Source organism: Vibrio nomapromontoriensis, assembly GCF_050337205.1.
In the GTDB taxonomy this organism is placed as follows: Bacteria; Pseudomonadota; Gammaproteobacteria; order Enterobacterales; family Vibrionaceae; genus Vibrio; species Vibrio nomapromontoriensis.
This window is the reverse complement of sequence record NZ_JAKJSS010000011.1, coordinates 156,046-174,546: the sequence shown is the minus strand read 5'-3', so window position 1 is coordinate 174,546 and position 18,501 is coordinate 156,046. Positions and strand designations below refer to the sequence as shown.

Sequence of the window (18,501 nt, the reverse complement as noted above, 5' to 3'; positions counted from 1 at the left end):
ATTAGAGCGCAGAATTTAAACTTTAGAGCCTGGTTGATAGGCGATAAAATATTGCATATAAATAGAGGAATTGACCTTGAAAAACATGATGAAAGCGGCTGGTCTTGGCCTGGTAATCCTAACGTCTTCACTTTTTGCTAATGCAGCGGAAGCGGCACAAAAAATTGGTTATGTGAATACGCTTCAGGTGTTCCAAGCTTTACCACAACGTGAGGCTGTTCTTCAGAAGCTTCAAAGTGAATTCAAAGATAAAGCGGCGGAATTGCAAGCTATTCAAGCTGATGCGGCTAAGAAAATGGAAAAGCTACAACGTGATGGTGAGCTATTAGGTACAGAAGAAGTAGAAAAACTTCGTATCGAGATCGGTCAACTTGATAGTAAGTACAAAATCAAAGGCCAGGCTCTAGAAAAAGCGAGCCAACGTCGTGAAGCGGAAGAAAAGCAAAAGCTATTTAAAGTGATCCAAGAGGCAGTAGAGAAAGTCGCAGAGAAGCAAGGCTACGACATGATCATTGACATTCAAGCGGTAGGTTACGCGAAAGAAGAGTTCAATATCTCTCAAAACGTTATTGATTCACTTAAGTAATTGATCAAAAGCAATAGATTAACAAAGCGGTAGGACAACGATGACAGAAATGACTTTAGCTCAACTTGCTGAAATCACTAATGGCCAGCTACATGGCGAAGGGGAAACTCTAATCCATGCTGTTGCGCCGATGGATAGTGCCAGTAAAGGTGAGATTACTTTCCTGACAAACGCAAAGTATGCAAAGCATTTAGCAGACAGTCACGCTTCTGCCGTCATGGTCAAAGCTTCTGAGCTAGAGCATTGTCATACCAATGCTCTAGTGGTTGCCGATCCCTATGTGGCTTACGCAAAAGTGGCACAAGCTTTGGACTCAACTCCTAAAGTTGCCGAAGGAATTGCAGCGAGTGCTGTTATCTCTTCTGAGGCTAAATTGGGAGCGAATGTTTCTATTGGCGCTAATGCGGTGATTGAAGCTGGAGCTGAACTTGGTGACAACGTTCGAGTTGGACCAGGCTGTTTTATTGGTCAGGGTGCTAAATTAGGGGCACATACTCAATTATGGTCAAATGTCAGCATTTATCATCGTGTTGAGCTAGGTGAGCACTGCTTAGTCCAAGCGAACACGGTAATTGGCTCAGACGGTTTTGGTTATGCAAATGAGAAAGGCGAGTGGGTGAAAATTCCACAAGTTGGCACTGTTCGCATAGGCAACCGAGTTGAAATCGGAGCGTGTACAACGATAGATCGTGGTGCGCTCGATGATACGGTAATTGAAGATAATGTCATTATCGACAACCAGTTACAAATCGCTCACAACGTGCACATCGGATATGGTACGGCTCTTGCTGGTGGTACAATCATTGCTGGCAGCACTTCTATAGGCAAGTACTGCCAAGTTGGTGGTGGCAGTGTCATTAACGGCCATATTCAAATTGCCGACGGAGTGATTGTCACCGGTATGGGGATGGTGATGCGAAGCATCACAGAGAAGGGTATTTATTCTTCTGGTATCCCATTGCAAACCAATAAAGAGTGGCGTAAAACAGCGGCTCGAGTCCATCGAATCGATGATATGAATAAGCGACTAAAAGCCGCTGAAAAACAGTTAATTGATAAACAAGATTAACACTTTTATCTTTTTCAAAAAGGCTCGCAATAGGCGGGTCTTTTTATTGTTTGTCTGCTTATCTACATCTTAGCTGCCCTCACTGCCACTTGAGTGGATTTGGGTATATAATGCCTGTAGTAAGATATAAGAATTGAAATAGGAATATAGCTTTGAGTACTGATACTAAAACAATGACCATCACTGAAATTCAGGAACTATTACCTCACCGTTATCCTTTTCTGTTGGTTGACCGTGTTACCGACTACGAAGAAGCAAAATACTTAAAGGCGATCAAAAACGTATCAGTTAACGAACCTCAGTTCACCGGCCACTTCCCTCAAATGCCAGTGTTTCCTGGTGTATTGATTCTTGAAGCGATGGCTCAAGCAACTGGGCTATTGGCGTTTAAATCTTTTGGCGCCCCTCAAGGTAACGAGCTCTACTACTTTGCGAGTGTTGATAAAGCGAAGTTTCGTAAGCCAGTAACACCCGGTGACCAATTGGTTATCGAAGTCGAATTTCTGAAAGAACGCCGTGGCATTGCAGCCTTTAATGGCGTTGCGAAAGTAGATGGCGAAGTGGTTTGTTCTGCTGAATTGAAATGTGCCCGTCGAGAGTTCTAGTATGATTCATGAAACCGCGAAAATTCATCCAAGTGCCGTGATTGAAGGTAATGTGTCTATTGGTGCGAACAGCAGCGTTGGCCCATTTACTTACATTTCAGGTGACGTGTCGATTGGTGAAAATAACGAAATCATGTCGCATGTTGTCATTAAAGGTAACACGACGATTGGTTGCGATAACCGTATCTTCCCCCAAGCTATCATTGGTGAAGAAAACCAAGATAAAAAATATGGTGGTGAAGACACAAGAGTTATTATTGGCGATCGTAACGTTATCCGTGAAAGTGCTCAGATTCATCGAGGCACCACTCAAGATAAGACACAAACTGTCGTAGGTAATGATAACTTGTTGTGTGTTAACGCGCATATTGCCCATGACGTGATTGTTGGAAATCATACTCACATTGGTAACAATGCTATTTTGGGTGGGCATGTGACAGTCGGTGATTATGCTGGTGTGATGGCTCTGTCTGCGATTCATCCATTTTGCACCGTCGGTGCTTATGCTTACGTTGGCGGATGTTCAGCCGTTGTTCAAGATGTCCCTGCGTATGTACTTGCACAAGGTAATCATGCAACGCCATTCGGTCTCAATTTAGTTGGTTTGAAGCGTAACGGTTTTGAAAAGCCAGAACTAAGAGCACTACAAAAAGCGTATAAAGAAATATACCGCTCTGGCAAAACTTTGGCTGAAGTGAAGCCTGTTTTAGAAGAAATGGCGGTAGAGTTTCCAGCTGTAAGCCGTCTGATCGACAGTTTCGAAAATTCAGAGCGCGGCATTATCCGCTAAATACGGACAGACATGTATCGTCTGCAAATGACGAGAACAAAAGATCGCTGGTGTGATACTTAGCGGTCTTTTTGTCTTTTAGATTCGATATAACCTTACTTGGACAAGAATGACGTCAACAAAGGGAAAAAGCATGGCAAGACCACTTCGAATTGGCATTGTCGCCGGTGAGTTATCTGGCGACACGTTAGGTGAAGGTTTCATCACATCAATCAAACAACGCTACCCTGATGCAGAATTTGTCGGCATTGGTGGCCCTAAAATGATTGCGCAAGGTTGTGAGTCTCTATTTGATATGGAAGAACTTGCAGTCATGGGCCTGGTTGAGGTATTGGGTCGCCTAAGACGTTTATTGCATGTTAAGGCGGAGCTTGTTCGTTACTTCTCTGAAAATCCTGTTGATGTCTTTGTTGGTATTGATGCCCCGGATTTTAACTTAAGGCTAGAATTAGACCTTAAAAAAGCGGGCACACCGACAGTACATTATGTCAGCCCGTCTGTTTGGGCCTGGCGACAAAAACGTATTATCAAAATTGGTGAAGCCACTGACCTTGTGTTGGCTTTTTTGCCATTTGAAAAGGCATTCTATGATCAGCACAATGTGCCTTGCGAATTCGTTGGACACACATTAGCCGATGCTATTCCTTTGCAGTCAGATCAGCACTCCGCTCGCGCACTCTTAGGTCTTGAGCAAGATAAAACTTGGCTCGCAGTGTTACCAGGAAGCCGAAATAATGAACTTAAGATGTTATCTCAGCCGTTTATCGAAACTTGTCAACGACTGCACGCTGATAATCCTAACTTAGGCTTCGTGGTTGCTGCTGTCAATGACAAGCGCCGACAGCAGTTTGTTGAAGCTTGGAAAACCTTCGCCCCAGAGTTAGATTTTCACATAGTTCAAGATACCGCGAGAAACGTCATCACCGCTGCTGATGTCGTATTGCTCGCATCGGGAACCGTAGCACTAGAGTGTATGTTGATAAAAAGGCCGATGGTTGTTGGTTACAAAATGAATGCGATCACCACATTTTTAGCCAAGCGCTTAGTGAAAACCAAATACGTGTCATTGCCTAACATTTTAGCCGATGATGGGATCGTAGAAGAATGCTTGATGGACGCGTGTACGGTCGAAAATCTGTATAATGCGTTAACCGTATTATTAAACCAAGATAACACCGCGGTGCTAGACAAGTTCACCGAAATGCATCATTGGATCCGGAAAAACGCCGATGAGCAAGCTGCTCAAGCCGTATTGAAACTAATTAATAAGTGAAGAACATGACCAAGAAAACGCCTGTAGAGTATCCGCCTTTTGAATATCCGCATGGTTATAGCATGATTGCAGGGGTGGACGAGGTTGGGCGTGGACCACTCGTTGGGGACGTGGTGACTGCCGCGGTCATTCTAGACCCAAATAACCCAATCTCGGGGCTGGCTGACTCCAAAAAACTGTCAGAAAAAAAACGGCTAGCACTCTACCCAGAAATTAAAGAAAAAGCGCTGGCGTGGGCGGTTGGACGTTGTTCGCCAGAAGAAATCGATGAATTGAATATTCTTCAAGCGACGATGGTGGCGATGCAAAGAGCGGTCGCCGGGCTTCAGGTTAATCCTGATCTTGTGTTAATTGACGGCAATCACACACCAAGTTTGCCAATGGATTCACAAGCTGTGGTTAAAGGGGACTTACGCGTCTCAGAAATTAGTGCCGCATCAATTATTGCTAAAGTTGTCCGAGACGCTGAAATGGACGAGTTGGATAAACGTCATCCTCAATTTGGCTTTGCTCAACATAAAGGCTATCCAACAAAAGCACACTTTGATGCGATTGAGCAACATGGTGTTATTGACGAGCACCGCAAAAGTTTTAAGCCGGTTAAGCGCGCTTTGGGTATTGAATAAGCAATGATGACCATGAACCACACTATTGTGACAATTAGGATTTAGTATGTCAGATCCCAAGTTTATACACCTGCGTGTACATAGTGATTTCTCTATGGTGGATGGCCTATCGAAAGTGCCGCCGCTCGTCAAGAAAGTCGCTGAGATGAATATGCCAGCCATGGCGCTTACCGACTTTACTAACTTGTGTGGCTTAGTGAAGTTTTACAGCAATGCTCATGGTTGCGGAATTAAGCCTATTATTGGGGCTGATTTTGCAATGCAGTCCGATGAATTTGGCGACGAGCTGACGGGTATTACGGTTCTTGCAATCAATAACACTGGCTATAACAATCTGACATTACTGATTTCCAAAGCTTATCTTCGCGGTCATGTGCAACACCAGCCAGTCATTGACAAAGCATGGCTACCAGAGCTCTCTGAAGGTTTAATCGTACTTTCTGGAGGCAAGAATGGCGAAGTCGGTAGGGCATTATTAAAAGGCAACCGAGCGTTAGCTAATCAATGTCTGGAGTTTTACGAGACCCATTTCACTGACCGATTTTATCTTGAGCTACTGCGTACTGGTCGTCCTGACGAAGAGAGCTACTTGCACTTTGCGATTGAAATCGCAGAAGCGCGAGGCTTGCCGATTGTTGCGACGAATGAAGTGGTTTTTGTTGAGCCTGAACTGTTTGATGCTCATGAAATTCGCGTAGCGATTCATGATGGCTATACCATTGATGATCCAAAACGGCCAAAGCGTTATAGCGCACAGCAGTATCTTCGTTCTGAAGAAGAAATGTGTGAACTGTTTGCTGATATCCCAGAAGCATTACAAAACTCAGTAGAAATCGCCAAGCGTTGTAACGTGACGGTTCGCCTAGATGAATATTTCTTGCCTGCGTTCCCGACAGAAGGGATGCTTGAAACTGACTTTTTGGTGAAAAAATCACAGGAAGGGCTAGAAGAGCGACTTGAGTTTCTATTTCCTGATGAAGAAGAGCGCGCGAAGCGTCGCCCAGAATATGACGAACGTCTGCAGGTAGAGCTCGATGTTGTCAATGAAATGGGATTCCCAGGTTATTTCTTGATCGTAATGGAGTTTATCCAATGGTCAAAAGATAATGATATCCCCGTTGGGCCCGGCCGAGGGTCAGGTGCTGGTTCACTTGTTGCTTATGCGCTAAAAATTACCGATTTAGACCCGTTGGAATATGATTTACTATTCGAGCGCTTTTTGAACCCAGAACGTGTCTCGATGCCCGATTTTGATATCGACTTCTGTATGGACAAGCGTGATCAGGTTATTGATCATGTGGCTGAAATGTATGGGCGTGACGCGGTATCTCAAATCATAACGTTCGGTACAATGGCCGCGAAAGCGGTTATTCGAGATGTTGGACGTGTCCTAGGGCACCCCTTTGGCTTTGTGGATCGCATTTCAAAGCTGATCCCACCGGATCCAGGGATGACGCTGGACAAAGCCTTCAAGGCTGAACCTGCACTGCCTCAGTTATATGACGGCGATGAAGAAGTCCGAGATTTGATCGATATGTGTCGAATCTTAGAAGGCTGTACTCGTAATGCGGGTAAGCACGCCGGTGGTGTTGTTATCTCGCCAACCACGATCACGGATTTTGCGCCTATTTATGCGGATGCAGAGGGGAACTTCCCAGTTACCCAGTTCGACAAAAATGATGTAGAAACCGCGGGCCTAGTTAAGTTTGACTTCTTAGGTCTAAGAACCCTCACAATCATTGATTGGGCGCTAGGTCTGATTAATCCTCGTTTGGAAAAAGAAGGCAAAGAACCGGTTCGAATTGAATCGATTCCTTTGGAAGATCCTGCTTCGTTTAGGTTACTACAAAACTCCGAAACCACGGCTGTTTTCCAGCTGGAATCGCGTGGTATGAAGGATTTGATTAAGCGACTCCAGCCTGACTGTTTTGAAGATATTATCGCTTTGGTGGCGCTTTTCCGTCCAGGTCCATTGCAGTCGGGGATGGTGGATAACTTTATCGACCGTAAACATGGTCGTGAAGCCGTCTCATACCCAGATGAAAAATGGCAACATGAGTCACTAAAAGAGACGTTAGAGCCGACGTACGGCATTATCTTGTATCAAGAACAAGTGATGCAAATTGCCCAAATTTTAGCCGGTTATACGCTAGGCGGCGCCGATATGCTTCGTCGTGCGATGGGTAAGAAAAAGCCAGAAGAGATGGCAAAGCAACGTACTATCTTTGAAGAAGGTGCGGTGGCGAATGGCGTGGATGGTGAGCTCTCGATGAAGATCTTCGATCTGGTTGAGAAGTTTGCAGGCTATGGCTTTAACAAATCTCACTCCGCCGCTTATGCGCTGGTGTCTTATCAGACGCTATGGCTTAAAACCCATTATCCTGCCGAGTTCATGGCTGCGGTAATGACGGCGGATATGGACAACACAGAAAAAGTGATTGGACTGGTGGACGAGTGTCTACGCATGAAGCTTAAGTTGTTGCCACCAGATATCAACTCAGGGCTGTATCGCTTTAATGTCGATGATGATGGTGCTATCGTCTATGGTATCGGCGCTATCAAAGGGGTGGGTGAAGGTCCAATTGAAGCCATTATTGATGCACGAAATAAAGGTGGACATTTCCGAGACTTATTCGACTTTTGTGCACGTCTTGACCTTAAAAAAGTCAACAAGCGTGTTATAGAAAAGCTGATTATGGCGGGCGCACTAGACCGATTAGGTCCACACCGAGCAGCGTTGATGGCATCACTTAACGATGCAGTGAAGGCCGCCAGCCAACATCATCAGGCTGAAGCATTCGGCCAGTCGGATATGTTTGGGGTATTGACCGAAGCACCAGAAGACGTTGAGCATAAATACGTTCAGGTACCAGCATGGCCTGAAAAAGTGTGGCTAGAGGGAGAACGAGAAACACTCGGTCTTTATTTGACCGGCCATCCCATAAATGCGTATTTAAGGGAACTGAATAAATACACCAGTTGTCGACTAAATGAAGCGACGCCAACACGACGAGATCAGTCGTTAACACTTTCCGGCTTAGTGATTGCCGCAAGAGTGATGACAACAAAGCGTGGTAATCGTATTGGCTTGATGACATTGGACGACCGTTCTGGACGTATGGAAGTGATGTTGTTCTCAGATGCGCTAGATAAATATGCTGAATTGCTCGAAAAAGACAAAATAGTGGTTGTTTCTGGACAGGTCAGCTTTGATGACTTCAATGGTGGGCTTAAAATGTCCGCCCGCGAAGTTTTAGACTTGGGAAGCGCACGCGAGAAATTTACTCGCGGATTATCAATTTCGTTGCTAGATAAACAAATTGATGAGCGTTTTTACCAACGCTTTACTGATATTCTAGCGCCACATAAAGCTGGAACAGTACCGGTTAATATTTATTACCAGCGTGAAGATGCGCGAGCAAAACTGACACTGGGAACAGAATGGCGTGTCACACCAAACGACACGTTGTTAGAAGAATTACAGCAGTTACTTGGTCAAGACCAGGTAGAACTCGAATTTAACTAATTGGGTCCTCAACATTATCTGAGGACTGAATCGAAAAGGATTCATTGATGAGCTTGAACTTTCTTGAATTTGAAAAGCCAATTGCAGAACTAGAAGCTAAAATCGAAGCCTTGCGCGATGTATCTCGCCATGGTGGTGATAGCGCGATTGATTTAGACAAAGAAATTGAACAACTAGAGAAGAAAAGCCTAGAGCTTAAAAAGAAGATCTTTAGTGATTTAGGTGCATGGCAAGTCGCACAATTGGCTCGCCACCCTCAGCGTCCTTATACGCTAGATTACATCGAGCACGCCTTTACTGAGTTCGATGAGCTTGCTGGTGACCGTGCTTTTGCTGACGACAAAGCTATTGTTGGTGGTATGGCACGACTAGACGGTCGCCCAGTGATGATTATTGGTCATCAAAAGGGCCGCGAAACGAAAGAAAAAGTGAAGCGTAATTTTGGTATGCCAAAGCCAGAAGGTTACCGTAAAGCATTGCGCTTAATGGAAATGGCTGAGCGCTTCCAAATGCCGATCATTACGTTTATTGATACGGCAGGTGCGTACCCTGGTGTTGGCGCGGAAGAGCGTGGCCAGTCTGAAGCTATCGCAAAAAATCTGAAAGTGATGTCTGGTCTGACTGTGCCGGTCATTTGTACGGTTGTTGGTGAAGGTGGTTCTGGCGGCGCATTAGCCATTGGTGTGGGTGATTACGTGAATATGCTTCAATACTCTACGTACTCGGTAATCTCACCAGAAGGTTGTGCGTCTATTTTATGGCGTGATTCAGACAAAGCCCCACAAGCTGCTGAAGCGATGGGCTTAGTCGCTCCTCGATTAAAAGAGCTTGAGCTTATTGATGATATCATCGAAGAGCCATTAGGTGGTGCACATCGTGATCCAATTAAGATGGCAGAAAACCTCAAGGCAACGCTATTGCGTCAGCTTGAGGACTTGGAGCAACTGGATCATGAATCGTTGCTTGACCGTCGTTATAAGCGTTTAATGAGTTACGGCTACTGTTAAGCCCATCTCATTAGTATAATAAAGCGAGCATAGGCTCGCTTTATTTGTTTTTAGGATCAGCAATGGTACTTTATCAGCAATTCTCAAACGCTTTATCTGCGTCATTAACCGATAGCTCTAAAATCATTCTCGCGTTTAGTGGTGGCATGGACTCGCGTGTATTATTGCGATTGCTTGCTATTTACGCCAAGCAACACCCGACCCGACAATGTCTTGCGGTTCACATCCATCATGGGTTAAGTGATAACGCGGAACGATGGCTGGCGGACTGTCAGCGTTGGGCTTCGGAAGAGGGTATTACGTTTGCGGCAGAGAGAGTACAACTTAGTCTTGGTGACAGGCAAAGTGTGGAAAAGGCCGCGCGCGACGCTCGATATCACGCGTTAGAACAATATGTTGAAGCTGGTGATGTTTTAATAACCGGACAGCATTTAGACGATCAAGCAGAAACGTTCTTGTTAGCGTTAAAACGAGGAAGCGGACCTAAGGGGTTATCCTCAATGGCTGAAGACATGGCCTGGGGAAAAGGGCGTCTTGTTCGTCCACTATTGACGACGGCTCAATCGGCTATTGCCTCGTTTGCTCAGCAAGAAAACCTGGAGTGGGTTGTGGATGAGAGCAATGAGGATACGCGGTTCGATCGTAACTTTCTTCGTCATGAAGTGATGCCTGTTGTTAATCGTCGTTGGCCGAGTTTTGCTCACGCTGTACATCGAAGTGCTCGTTTGTGTGCTAATCAAGAAGCGTTGCTCCATGAAATTCTGCGCCCTGAGCTGGACGCGATGCTTGGCGCGTTGGGTGGATTATCCATATCAGCATTAATGCCCTTGTCCGCTGTGAAGCGTGATTATCTGTTGAGGCTGTGGCTGGAGTTGTTGTCAGTAGCGCTTCCTAGTGAGCGGCAGTTACAGGTACTTTGGCAAGAAGTGGCCTGTGCTAAAGATGATGCGAATCCAGAGTTGAAGTTAACCTCAGGCTCTATAAGGCGCTTTGATGGGCAATTATATTGGGTTGCTAATAGTCAAGATGTGTCGGGGAGTTCGCAATGTTGGGATTTATCGAGCAAGTTACCTTTACCCGATGATTTGGGACTGCTGCGTGTTATCAGTGCTACTCAACCGGCAACCATGACATTAAATCGCTCAGCGCTAACGGCTCCCGTCACTGTCACGTTTAACCCGGAAGGCCTCTGTGCTCATCCTCAGGGGCGCAGCGGTTCACGGAAAATGAAAAAACTATATCAAGAGTACAGAATACCAAGTTGGCAGCGTCGTCGTTTGCCTATCTTAATGGTTAATGAGAAAGTAGTAGCGGTGGCTAACTTATTTGTCGATAAAGCTTTTTATGGCTCAGACTGTGAACTAATTTGGGACAAGTGAACCAATTTCATGTCACAATCGTAAGCATAATAAATCGCCAGATACGGGAAGGCGTCTTCGATAACTTGTTATCTGGTATATATGGAAATAGCAAAAAGGTAATGCAATGAATAAATTCGTGATAGGTGCAGCACTCGCTGTCAGTGTATTGAGTGGAACCGCAGTCGCGGCTGACGTACAAGCAGGTAAGGCAAAAGCAGCGATTTGCGCCGCTTGTCACGGAGCCGATGGCATGGCTGTAATACCGGGCTACCCACACCTTAAAGGTCAGAACGAACAATATTTAGTGTCATCCATTAAGGCTTACAAAAACAAAGATCGTAATGGTGGCTTAGCGGCAGTGATGCAGGCTCAGGCTTCTATGCTTAGCGATGAAGATATCGCCAATGTTGCCGCTTACTATGCAAGCTTGAAGTAATTATTACAAAAAATTCTAATCTAGAGCCCGAAGCTGTCCTTCGGGCTTTTTGTTTTGATTGATTGTTTTTACTGGCTGCCAGATAATATCGACATAAAAGTGATGTAAGGGAAGAACATGAAAAAGATTGAAGCGATTATCAAACCTTTTAAGCTAGATGACGTGCGTGAAGCGCTAGCAGAAGTGGGTATCACAGGTATGACAGTATCTGAAGTCAAAGGGTTTGGGCGTCAGAAAGGACACACTGAGCTTTACCGCGGTGCGGAGTACATGGTGGACTTCCTTCCTAAAGTGAAGCTAGAGATTGTTGTCTCTAGCGATGTTGCGGACCAGTGTGTTGATACTATTATCGAAACCGCTCAGACTGGCAAAATTGGTGATGGTAAAATCTTTATTACCGATATCGATCGTGTGGTACGTATTCGTACTGGCGAGGAAGATGAAGACGCAATTTAATCCAACTCGGATACACTGTAAAAAGGAGTAGTTATCTACTCCTTTTTTTATTGGGAGGTAGTAACGAATGAAAGTGAAGTGGCTGATATGGGGAGTCTTTGTTGTCACCCTAATGATGTTCGGCAGTTTCCAACTGATTTTTACCACGCGAGCTACCCCTGAAGTGACGTCCATTCATAGCGGTAACGTCGCCACAGAGCTGAAATGTCATCAAAGCGATAGTGCGCAAGCTATCGATGATGCCGGTCGGTTGAATATATTGGTGTGGAACATCTATAAGCAGAACCGTGAAAATTTATTGTCTGAGCTGGAGCGTTTGTCTAAGGGCAAGCAGCTCGCATTGTTGCAGGAGGCCAATCTCGACGCGCCTTTTTTGCAATGGCTAAAGAACTCAAGTTGGAGTAGCCAACAAGCCAGTGCTTTTAAGGCTTTTGATGTGTCTGCTGGCGTGCTTAATCTTAGTACTCACATGCCGTCTATTGCGTGTGCTAATTTGCAAGTTGAACCATGGCTGCGGTTACCTAAATCGGGCTTATATGCAGAGTACGCATTAAGTAATGGGACAAAACTCATTACCGTGAATCTTCACTCTGTTAACTTTACGGTCGGGACAGAGGAATATCAGGCGCAGTTAGAGTCGTTTAAGCAGGTGTTAATTAGCCATAAAGGCGCATTATTGATCGCCGGGGACTTTAATAGTTGGAGCGAGGAGCGTCTTGAGGTTTTGCGTAGTGTGCTTAAAAAGTACCACATTAAAGAAGTGACCTTTAAAGATGATAACCGAAAACGCTTTATTACCGGTTTGCCACTAGACCATATTTTTTATCGCGGCATGACGTTATTGTCTTCATCCTCACCGCCATCCACGGCATCGGATCATAACCCCATGATGGCTGAGTTTCGCCTTGATTGATGCATTGTGAATAGAGCATAAAAAAACGGCCTTGATAGGCCGTTTTTTTGATTTTTATTTCGTAATAGCGATGACTTGTTTTAGTCAGGTTAAGCGATTAAGCGCTAGTTTTAGTGACATCAACATAAAGCTTGAGCTTTTGACCTGGCTTTAAGTATCGCTGCTTTTCAAGACCATTCCATTTGACGATGTCATTAGTGCGAACATTAAATTTATGCGCAATACCACTGACGGTATCGCCACTTCTCACCGAATAAAATACCGTTCGAATGATGGCACCATTTGACTGGTCTTTCCAAATGACAATCTCTTGCCCAATACGAAGGGTATCTCGTGGTCCCATGCCGTTCCATTTTGCTAACGATTGATGAGACACTTTGTTGGCTTTTGCAATCGACCATAAACTATCACCACTGGCGACTTTATGAGTGATTTTGTAATTACCGCGAGATGTTGACTGTGTCTTTGCTAGGCGGTTAGAGGCACTTAACGCGTAGATGTCATCATTTTTCGTTGAAGTCGGGACCAGTAAATACTGGCCAGCGCGAATGTTGTTATTTCTTAATCCGTTCGCTTTTTGAATGACTTTGGTCGTGGTTTGATGTTTTTGTGCAATCACGCTTAACGAATCCCCAGATTGAACCTTATAACGTACCAGGCGCATGCCTTTTCCGCGGTTTTTCTTTAGTTCTTCTTGGAATTGCTCAACACTTGCTATTGGCAGTAGTAACGATTGTGGCCCTGATGGTGCCGTCGCCCATTGGTTATAGGCAGGGTTATAACCTTGCAATTCTTTCACTGAAATACCAGCATATTTTGCCGCGATGGCTAAATCGAGCTGCTCTTCTGGATCGATCAACTGTAATGCTGGTTGGTTTGGGATCGCAGGGATGTTGAGACCGTACTTTTCTTGATTGGCGAGTACGTCAGCTAGCGCAAGTAATTTTGGTACATAACTGCTTGTCTCTTTCGGGAGATCAAGCGAGAAGAAATCAGTAGGTTTGTTGAGTTTTTTGTTTTTACGAATGGCGCTGTTTACACGTCCACCGCCGCTATTATAAGCCGCGATAGCATGATGCCAGTTGCCATCAAAACGTTTATTAAGTTGTGTTAGGAAGTCTAATGCTGCGGTTGTCGAGGCGGTGACGTCTCTTCGTCCGTCATACCAATAGGTTTGCTCTAGTCCGAATGCTTTGCCTGTTGCGGGGACGAATTGCCATAAGCCTGCAGCACTACCATGTGAATACGCAAAGGCATCAAATGAACTCTCAACGACAGGTAGCAGTGCTAACTCTAAAGGTAGCCCACGCTTTTCAATTTCCTCGGTAATTAAATAAAGGAATGGCTGAGCGCGTTGTGAAACCGTTTTTAGGTGACTTGGGTGCTTGATATACCATTGGCGATAGTAATCGACTTTAGCGTGATCTGGCGTTGGCATTTTCAGCTGCATCGCAATGCGCTTCCACACATCTTCTTGTTGCTGTGGGGTAAGGGTTTTAGGTTCCGCGACAGCAGGCTCAACAGAAGCAGGTTTGGTGGTTGTAGTTTTTGCTGTTTCTGAAGGAGAGTTGGTCGGCTCTGTTGTGGTACTGCTTGAATCTGGCTGAGTCATTTGACACCCAGCCAGCAACAGGGCTAAGGCCCAACTGATTTTCTTATGCATAGTCTTTACTACAAACGATTACTTGAACGGTCGTGCATAATACTAATACGGTTGGTGCCAATACAAGCAGGAAAACGTTAAAATTCGTTTTTCCACTCACGTAATGCGGTAAAAGTAGACACAGGATCGTTGTTGATGCTTCTATTTGCAACGGATTTCATCACTTCTATTTGCTGAGTTCGCAAGAATGGGTTAATGCGTTTCTCGATGGAAATTGAGGTCGGCAGAGTAGGAATGCCTTGTACTCGCTTCTGATTGGCTTGCTCTCGATAATCGTGAAGGTAGGCATTATGAGGCTCGATTGCCATCGCGAAAGCAAGATTGCTCAGCGTATACTCGTGAGTGCAATATACGTCAGTTTCTTCTGGTAACAATGTCAGTTTCTGTAAGGAGTTGAACATCTGTTCTGGCGTCCCTTCAAAAATTCGACCACACCCGGCTGAAAACAACACATCACCACAAAATAGTTTTGCGTCGCCAACATAGCCAATATGGTCGAGGGTATGCCCGGGTAAATCTAAGACTAAGAATTCTTCACCAAATAAGTGAATGCGGTGTCCTTCGGAGACTTGATGCGTTAAGTGCGGAATGGCGTTGTTTTCTGGGCCTATTACGGTGAGATTAGGGTACTTGGCTACGAGTGCTTCAATACCATTAATATGATCCCAGTGATGATGGGTAATCATGATGGTGGTGAGTTCAAGCTGATTTTTTTCTAAATAGGCAATGACGGGTTCCGCATCACCAGGATCGACAACAGCGCACAACTTCTGGTTATTTTGAATCAGCCAGATGTAATTATCATTAAATGCGGGTATGCTTTTGATATGTAACATTGTTGTTTCTCCAATTCACTTTGAGAGAGAGCGCGAAAATATGAAGCCAGCACGCAGCAAGAAAAAGCTCGACCATCCCCATTCTTGGGAAGAACTTGCCAACGGTCAATGGGTTTCTGAATCTATTCAGACTCGTTTAGATGAGTGGTGCCCAAAGCTTTTTGGTTATCATATGCTTAAACTCGGTGGCTTAAGCTGTGAGTTGACAAGCTGTAACTGCAATATACAGCATCAAGTTAATTTAGACGCTAAAAACCCACTGCACAATGTGATCGCTGATCGTTATGAATTGCCTTTCTTAGAAAAAAGTTTTGATGCGGTGATTCTTTCCCACCAACTTGAGTACTGCGATGATCCCCATCGCTTATTACGCGAGGTTGACCGTGTGATGATTGATGACGGTTATCTTATTATCACCGGCTTTAATCCAATTAGCTTCACCGGGCTTGCGAGTTTGATGCCTTGGAGACGTAATAACTTTCCATGGAGTGGGCGCATGTTTACGCCCAATCGAATTCGAGATTGGCTAAGTGTACTTAATTATCAGGTCATCCATGCTGACACCTATGCGTTGTTTCCAATGAAGCGACATCGCACGATGTGGACATGGCTAGAGAGTAGCGTGGGAGACTGGGCTTCACCGATGGGGAGTTTGTACTTCATTGTTGCTCGAAAGCGGACGTATCCGCTGAAACCAATAAAGCCGCATTGGCAGTTAAAGAAAAAGCTCACGCCGGTGAGCTTGAATTATCGAACCGCCGATAAACGCAAGACTAACTAGGCTGATAGCCTACATCGTCTTCGGTCGGGTTTTCAGCCCCATGTCTTGCCAGTTCATCACACATTTCATTTTCGCGGTGGCCAGCGTGTCCTTTGACCCAGCGCCAATCGACAGAATGGCGCGCGGTCTCTTCATCTAGCGCTTTCCAAAGGTCGGCATTTTTCACGGGTTTCTTGTCGGCGGTTTTCCAACCGCGCTTTTTCCAGTTGTGAATCCACTGTGTAATGCCTTGACGTACATATTGACTGTCGGTGGTAAGAATGACATTGCACGGCTCTTTGAGTGTTTTAAGTGCAACGATGGTTGCCATCATCTCCATGCGATTGTTGGTTGTGAGCTGATAGCCTTTGGATAATTTTTTTTCAGTTTGTTTATAGCGCAGTACGATGCCATACCCGCCAGGCCCCGGATTACCTAAGCAAGATCCGTCAGTGAAAATTTCAACCTGTTTCGCCATGATTTGATACTATGTAGGTCTGTAACTTTATTTCTATAGTCTGACATACAAAACATCATGAATACCAGTCTCAATTCAGAACAACGCAGAATCATCGTACTCGATACGGAAACGACGGGTATGAACCGTGAAGGTGGCCCTCACTACCTAGGGCATCGAATTATAGAAATTGGTGCGGTTGAGATCATCAATCGAAAATTCACCGGAAGGCACTTCCACGTTTATATCAAGCCCGATCGTCTGATCCAGCCCGATGCGATTGCCGTTCACGGTATTACGGATGAGTTCTTATTAGACAAACCAGAATATAAGCAAATCCATGCCGAGTTTCTTGAATTCATTGCCGGTGCTGAGCTGGTGGCTCACAACGCGCCCTTCGATGTGGGCTTCATGGATCTTGAGTTTTCCATGGTGGATGCGAGCATTGGCAAAACGGAAGATCATTGCAAGGTTACCGATACCTTGGCAATGGCAAAGCGTATGGCCAACATGCCCGCAAGGAAAAACCTTGATTCCTTAGCGAAGCATTACACCATCGATACCTCTGCTCGTATATTGCACGGCGCTTTACTCGATGCGGAAATTCTTGCTGACGTTTATTTAGCAATGACAGGTGGGCAGACGCACTTGCAGTTCAATGCTGGTCAATCTGGGGACTCGGACTCAGAAATGATCAAAAGATTAACGACAGGACGAAAAGCGCTAAAGGTTTTGCATGCAACGGCCGATGAAATAGAAGCGCATAATTCGCGTTTGGATATCGTAGCAAAAGGCGGTAACTGTTTGTGGCGCCAGTAGGAGAAAGGCATGCAGAGGATTTTCATAGCGTTTAGTCTGTGGTTGACGCTCATTGGGACAGCGATGGCCAGTGACTCTGCTATGTCATTTTTGGATAACCGATTTCGTGTAGATGAAACCATTGAGCGAATTACGTTTCTTGTTTATCGCAAAGATAATTCCCGCCCTGTCACCTTAGTTCGCCCTGATGGCAGAAAATACTATGCTTGGAAACACCCTGCCAACGTGCATTGGATTGAAGAGCCTACCGCTGATATTGTGACGATTGAGCGCCCTATGCCAGGCCCTTGGCAAGCTATTGGCAAAGTCACCCCTAAGAATAATATCCAGTTAGTCTCTAAGCTGTCGTTAAAAGCGCAAACCCTGCCTGAGCGTCTGTATCAAGGTGAAAAAGTTAAATTTACAGCTCGTCTTCTCAGTGACGGCGAGCCGCTTATTATCGACAGCATTCTGACTCATGTGAATTTAAAAGTTGTCATGACACGCTATCTTGAGGAGCAGGGGGCCAAGGATTCTAAGGTGACACCTATTCCCATCGTTATCGGTGAGTTTTTTGATAATGGTGCAGGGCTCGATGAGCGTTCTGGCGATGGTATCTTTACCGTCGAACTTCCTATCACCATAGAACCGGGTAAGTATAATGTACGAATTACCACGGGTAATGGCGTATTTCTACGGGCATTAGAACAAGAGGTGTTTGTCTATCCGACACCGTTTGTCACTCGCTTTATACAAGGCGATGAGAACTCTCCTCACCAACTATTACTGCGTGGTGAAGCGGCCACTATCGAGGCCGGCAGTTTGGCGACATCAATAGAGTTGATTTCTCCTAGTGAGAGTGAGCAGGTTGTGCAAGCTCAAGCTGATGGCAGTGAGATGGAAGTGACGTCATTGTTTACCGATCTTAATGAAGTTGGCACCTATCATTGGTCTGGGCATGTTTATGCCGATGAGGCGGTGACAGAGCGAGAGCTCGTCTTTGATTTACCTAGTCGCTCATTTAGTGTGGTGGGAGCGATTGACCTGAACAAAGCACAAGAATTGCAAGAGGCAGCTCGAGAAGCGAAGAAGAAAGCGCAGCAAGAAGCGCAAATCGCGCAACATCGAGCAGAGGTAAAACAGCGTGCGCTTATTGCGATTGTTGTTGGTAATACGGTATTGCTGCTGGTGGGAGCGTTGGTGTGGTGGATTGTCAGACGAAAGCGGGCAATACGTGCGGTAACCCCCGAAATGCAGTTGAAGATGCCAAGCTAACCGGTAAGGGCGCGCTGCGGTCTACTCCGTGGTGTATGGAACAAAAAATGCCAACCGTATGGTT

The 18,501-nt window shown here is 45.3% G+C and carries 18 protein-coding genes; 15 read left to right on the top strand and 3 right to left on the bottom strand.

The window, feature by feature from the left end:
* Positions 1-85: 85 nt before the first annotated feature.
* The 12 genes from L4D05_RS15475 to L4D05_RS15420 all read left to right on the top strand — a co-directional run bounded on the left by L4D05_RS15475 (position 86) and on the right by L4D05_RS15420 (position 12,648).
* The gene (locus tag L4D05_RS15475; RefSeq protein ID WP_250618387.1) at positions 86-586 is read left to right on the top strand and encodes an OmpH family outer membrane protein; all 501 of its coding nucleotides are present in this window, start codon (positions 86-88) and stop codon (positions 584-586) included.
* A 40-nt stretch (positions 587-626) separates the two neighbouring features.
* On the top strand, positions 627-1,655 hold the full coding sequence (gene lpxD / locus L4D05_RS15470; RefSeq protein WP_428794552.1) for a UDP-3-O-(3-hydroxymyristoyl)glucosamine N-acyltransferase: 1,029 nt from the start codon (positions 627-629) through the stop codon (positions 1,653-1,655).
* A 173-nt stretch (positions 1,656-1,828) separates the two neighbouring features.
* On the top strand, positions 1,829-2,260 hold the full coding sequence (fabZ, locus tag L4D05_RS15465; protein WP_390902915.1) for a 3-hydroxyacyl-ACP dehydratase FabZ: 432 nt from the start codon (positions 1,829-1,831) through the stop codon (positions 2,258-2,260).
* 1 nt (position 2,261) lies between these two features.
* Positions 2,262-3,050, top strand: coding sequence for an acyl-ACP--UDP-N-acetylglucosamine O-acyltransferase (gene lpxA, locus L4D05_RS15460; RefSeq protein WP_428794551.1), 789 nt, complete (start codon positions 2,262-2,264; stop codon positions 3,048-3,050).
* 133 nt (positions 3,051-3,183) lie between these two features.
* A complete protein-coding gene (lpxB, locus tag L4D05_RS15455) occupies positions 3,184-4,323 on the top strand; it encodes a lipid-A-disaccharide synthase (RefSeq protein ID WP_428794550.1) in 1,140 nt (379 codons plus the stop codon).
* 5 nt (positions 4,324-4,328) lie between these two features.
* Positions 4,329-4,949, top strand: coding sequence for a ribonuclease HII (gene rnhB, locus L4D05_RS15450; RefSeq protein WP_428794549.1), 621 nt, complete (start codon positions 4,329-4,331; stop codon positions 4,947-4,949).
* Between the two features lie 46 nt (positions 4,950-4,995).
* The gene (gene dnaE, locus L4D05_RS15445; RefSeq protein WP_428794548.1) at positions 4,996-8,475 is read left to right on the top strand and encodes a DNA polymerase III subunit alpha; all 3,480 of its coding nucleotides are present in this window, start codon (positions 4,996-4,998) and stop codon (positions 8,473-8,475) included.
* Positions 8,476-8,522: 47 nt separating this feature from the next.
* Positions 8,523-9,482 carry an acetyl-CoA carboxylase carboxyl transferase subunit alpha gene (gene accA, locus L4D05_RS15440; RefSeq protein ID WP_428794547.1) on the top strand — a complete coding sequence of 320 codons (960 nt, stop codon included), beginning with the start codon at positions 8,523-8,525 and terminating at the stop codon, positions 9,480-9,482.
* Positions 9,483-9,544: 62 nt separating this feature from the next.
* Entirely contained in the window at positions 9,545-10,861 is a 1,317-nt protein-coding gene (gene tilS / locus L4D05_RS15435; protein ID WP_428794546.1) for a tRNA lysidine(34) synthetase TilS, read from the top strand.
* A 106-nt stretch (positions 10,862-10,967) separates the two neighbouring features.
* Entirely contained in the window at positions 10,968-11,279 is a 312-nt protein-coding gene (locus tag L4D05_RS15430; protein ID WP_265674531.1) for a c-type cytochrome, read from the top strand.
* A 117-nt stretch (positions 11,280-11,396) separates the two neighbouring features.
* Positions 11,397-11,735 (top strand): nitrogen regulatory protein P-II, encoded by a 339-nt coding sequence (gene glnB, locus L4D05_RS15425; protein WP_250618351.1) that lies wholly within the window; start codon positions 11,397-11,399, stop codon positions 11,733-11,735.
* A 67-nt stretch (positions 11,736-11,802) separates the two neighbouring features.
* Positions 11,803-12,648 carry an endonuclease/exonuclease/phosphatase family protein gene (locus L4D05_RS15420; protein WP_428794545.1) on the top strand — a complete coding sequence of 282 codons (846 nt, stop codon included), beginning with the start codon at positions 11,803-11,805 and terminating at the stop codon, positions 12,646-12,648.
* Positions 12,649-12,745: 97 nt separating this feature from the next.
* On the opposite strand, the gene L4D05_RS15415 is transcribed toward L4D05_RS15420, so the two are convergent.
* Complete coding sequence (locus L4D05_RS15415) at positions 12,746-14,311, bottom strand: lytic transglycosylase (RefSeq protein ID WP_428794544.1); 1,566 nt, start codon at positions 14,309-14,311, stop codon at positions 12,746-12,748.
* A 77-nt stretch (positions 14,312-14,388) separates the two neighbouring features.
* The gene (gene gloB / locus L4D05_RS15410) at positions 14,389-15,147 is read right to left on the bottom strand and encodes a hydroxyacylglutathione hydrolase (protein ID WP_428794543.1); all 759 of its coding nucleotides are present in this window, start codon (positions 15,145-15,147) and stop codon (positions 14,389-14,391) included.
* Positions 15,148-15,187: 40 nt separating this feature from the next.
* Between gloB and L4D05_RS15405 the strand changes: the two genes are divergently transcribed.
* The gene (locus tag L4D05_RS15405; protein ID WP_428752633.1) at positions 15,188-15,928 is read left to right on the top strand and encodes a class I SAM-dependent methyltransferase; all 741 of its coding nucleotides are present in this window, start codon (positions 15,188-15,190) and stop codon (positions 15,926-15,928) included.
* Here the strand turns inward: L4D05_RS15405 and rnhA are convergent.
* The gene (gene rnhA / locus L4D05_RS15400; protein WP_265674536.1) at positions 15,921-16,385 is read right to left on the bottom strand and encodes a ribonuclease HI; all 465 of its coding nucleotides are present in this window, start codon (positions 16,383-16,385) and stop codon (positions 15,921-15,923) included. The genes L4D05_RS15405 and rnhA overlap by 8 nt on opposite strands.
* Before the next feature lie 57 nt (positions 16,386-16,442).
* Between rnhA and dnaQ the strand changes: the two genes are divergently transcribed.
* Together dnaQ and L4D05_RS15390 are read left to right on the top strand one after the other, a co-directional pair.
* The gene (gene dnaQ, locus L4D05_RS15395) at positions 16,443-17,183 is read left to right on the top strand and encodes a DNA polymerase III subunit epsilon (protein WP_428794542.1); all 741 of its coding nucleotides are present in this window, start codon (positions 16,443-16,445) and stop codon (positions 17,181-17,183) included.
* Positions 17,184-17,192: 9 nt separating this feature from the next.
* Complete coding sequence (locus tag L4D05_RS15390) at positions 17,193-18,437, top strand: TIGR03503 family protein (RefSeq protein ID WP_428794541.1); 1,245 nt, start codon at positions 17,193-17,195, stop codon at positions 18,435-18,437.
* Positions 18,438-18,501: the final 64 nt, after the last annotated feature.

What these genes read in the sequence shown, in the direction of transcription:
- L4D05_RS15475 (WP_250618387.1), top strand. Translation starts at nt 86, where the DNA reads ATGATGAAAGCGGCTGGTCTTGGCCTGGTAATCCTAACGTCTTCACTT.
- lpxD (WP_428794552.1), top strand. Translation starts at nt 627, where the DNA reads ATGACAGAAATGACTTTAGCTCAACTTGCTGAAATCACTAATGGCCAG.
- fabZ (WP_390902915.1), top strand. Translation starts at nt 1,829, where the DNA reads ATGACCATCACTGAAATTCAGGAACTATTACCTCACCGTTATCCTTTT.
- lpxA (WP_428794551.1), top strand. Translation starts at nt 2,262, where the DNA reads ATGATTCATGAAACCGCGAAAATTCATCCAAGTGCCGTGATTGAAGGT.
- lpxB (WP_428794550.1), top strand. Translation starts at nt 3,184, where the DNA reads ATGGCAAGACCACTTCGAATTGGCATTGTCGCCGGTGAGTTATCTGGC.
- rnhB (WP_428794549.1), top strand. Translation starts at nt 4,329, where the DNA reads ATGACCAAGAAAACGCCTGTAGAGTATCCGCCTTTTGAATATCCGCAT.
- dnaE (WP_428794548.1), top strand. Translation starts at nt 4,996, where the DNA reads ATGTCAGATCCCAAGTTTATACACCTGCGTGTACATAGTGATTTCTCT.
- accA (WP_428794547.1), top strand. Translation starts at nt 8,523, where the DNA reads ATGAGCTTGAACTTTCTTGAATTTGAAAAGCCAATTGCAGAACTAGAA.
- tilS (WP_428794546.1), top strand. Translation starts at nt 9,545, where the DNA reads ATGGTACTTTATCAGCAATTCTCAAACGCTTTATCTGCGTCATTAACC.
- L4D05_RS15430 (WP_265674531.1), top strand. Translation starts at nt 10,968, where the DNA reads ATGAATAAATTCGTGATAGGTGCAGCACTCGCTGTCAGTGTATTGAGT.
- glnB (WP_250618351.1), top strand. Translation starts at nt 11,397, where the DNA reads ATGAAAAAGATTGAAGCGATTATCAAACCTTTTAAGCTAGATGACGTG.
- L4D05_RS15420 (WP_428794545.1), top strand. Translation starts at nt 11,803, where the DNA reads ATGAAAGTGAAGTGGCTGATATGGGGAGTCTTTGTTGTCACCCTAATG.
- L4D05_RS15415 (WP_428794544.1), bottom strand. Translation starts at nt 14,311, where the DNA reads ATGCATAAGAAAATCAGTTGGGCCTTAGCCCTGTTGCTGGCTGGGTGT.
- gloB (WP_428794543.1), bottom strand. Translation starts at nt 15,147, where the DNA reads ATGTTACATATCAAAAGCATACCCGCATTTAATGATAATTACATCTGG.
- L4D05_RS15405 (WP_428752633.1), top strand. Translation starts at nt 15,188, where the DNA reads ATGAAGCCAGCACGCAGCAAGAAAAAGCTCGACCATCCCCATTCTTGG.
- rnhA (WP_265674536.1), bottom strand. Translation starts at nt 16,385, where the DNA reads ATGGCGAAACAGGTTGAAATTTTCACTGACGGATCTTGCTTAGGTAAT.
- dnaQ (WP_428794542.1), top strand. Translation starts at nt 16,443, where the DNA reads ATGAATACCAGTCTCAATTCAGAACAACGCAGAATCATCGTACTCGAT.
- L4D05_RS15390 (WP_428794541.1), top strand. Translation starts at nt 17,193, where the DNA reads ATGCAGAGGATTTTCATAGCGTTTAGTCTGTGGTTGACGCTCATTGGG.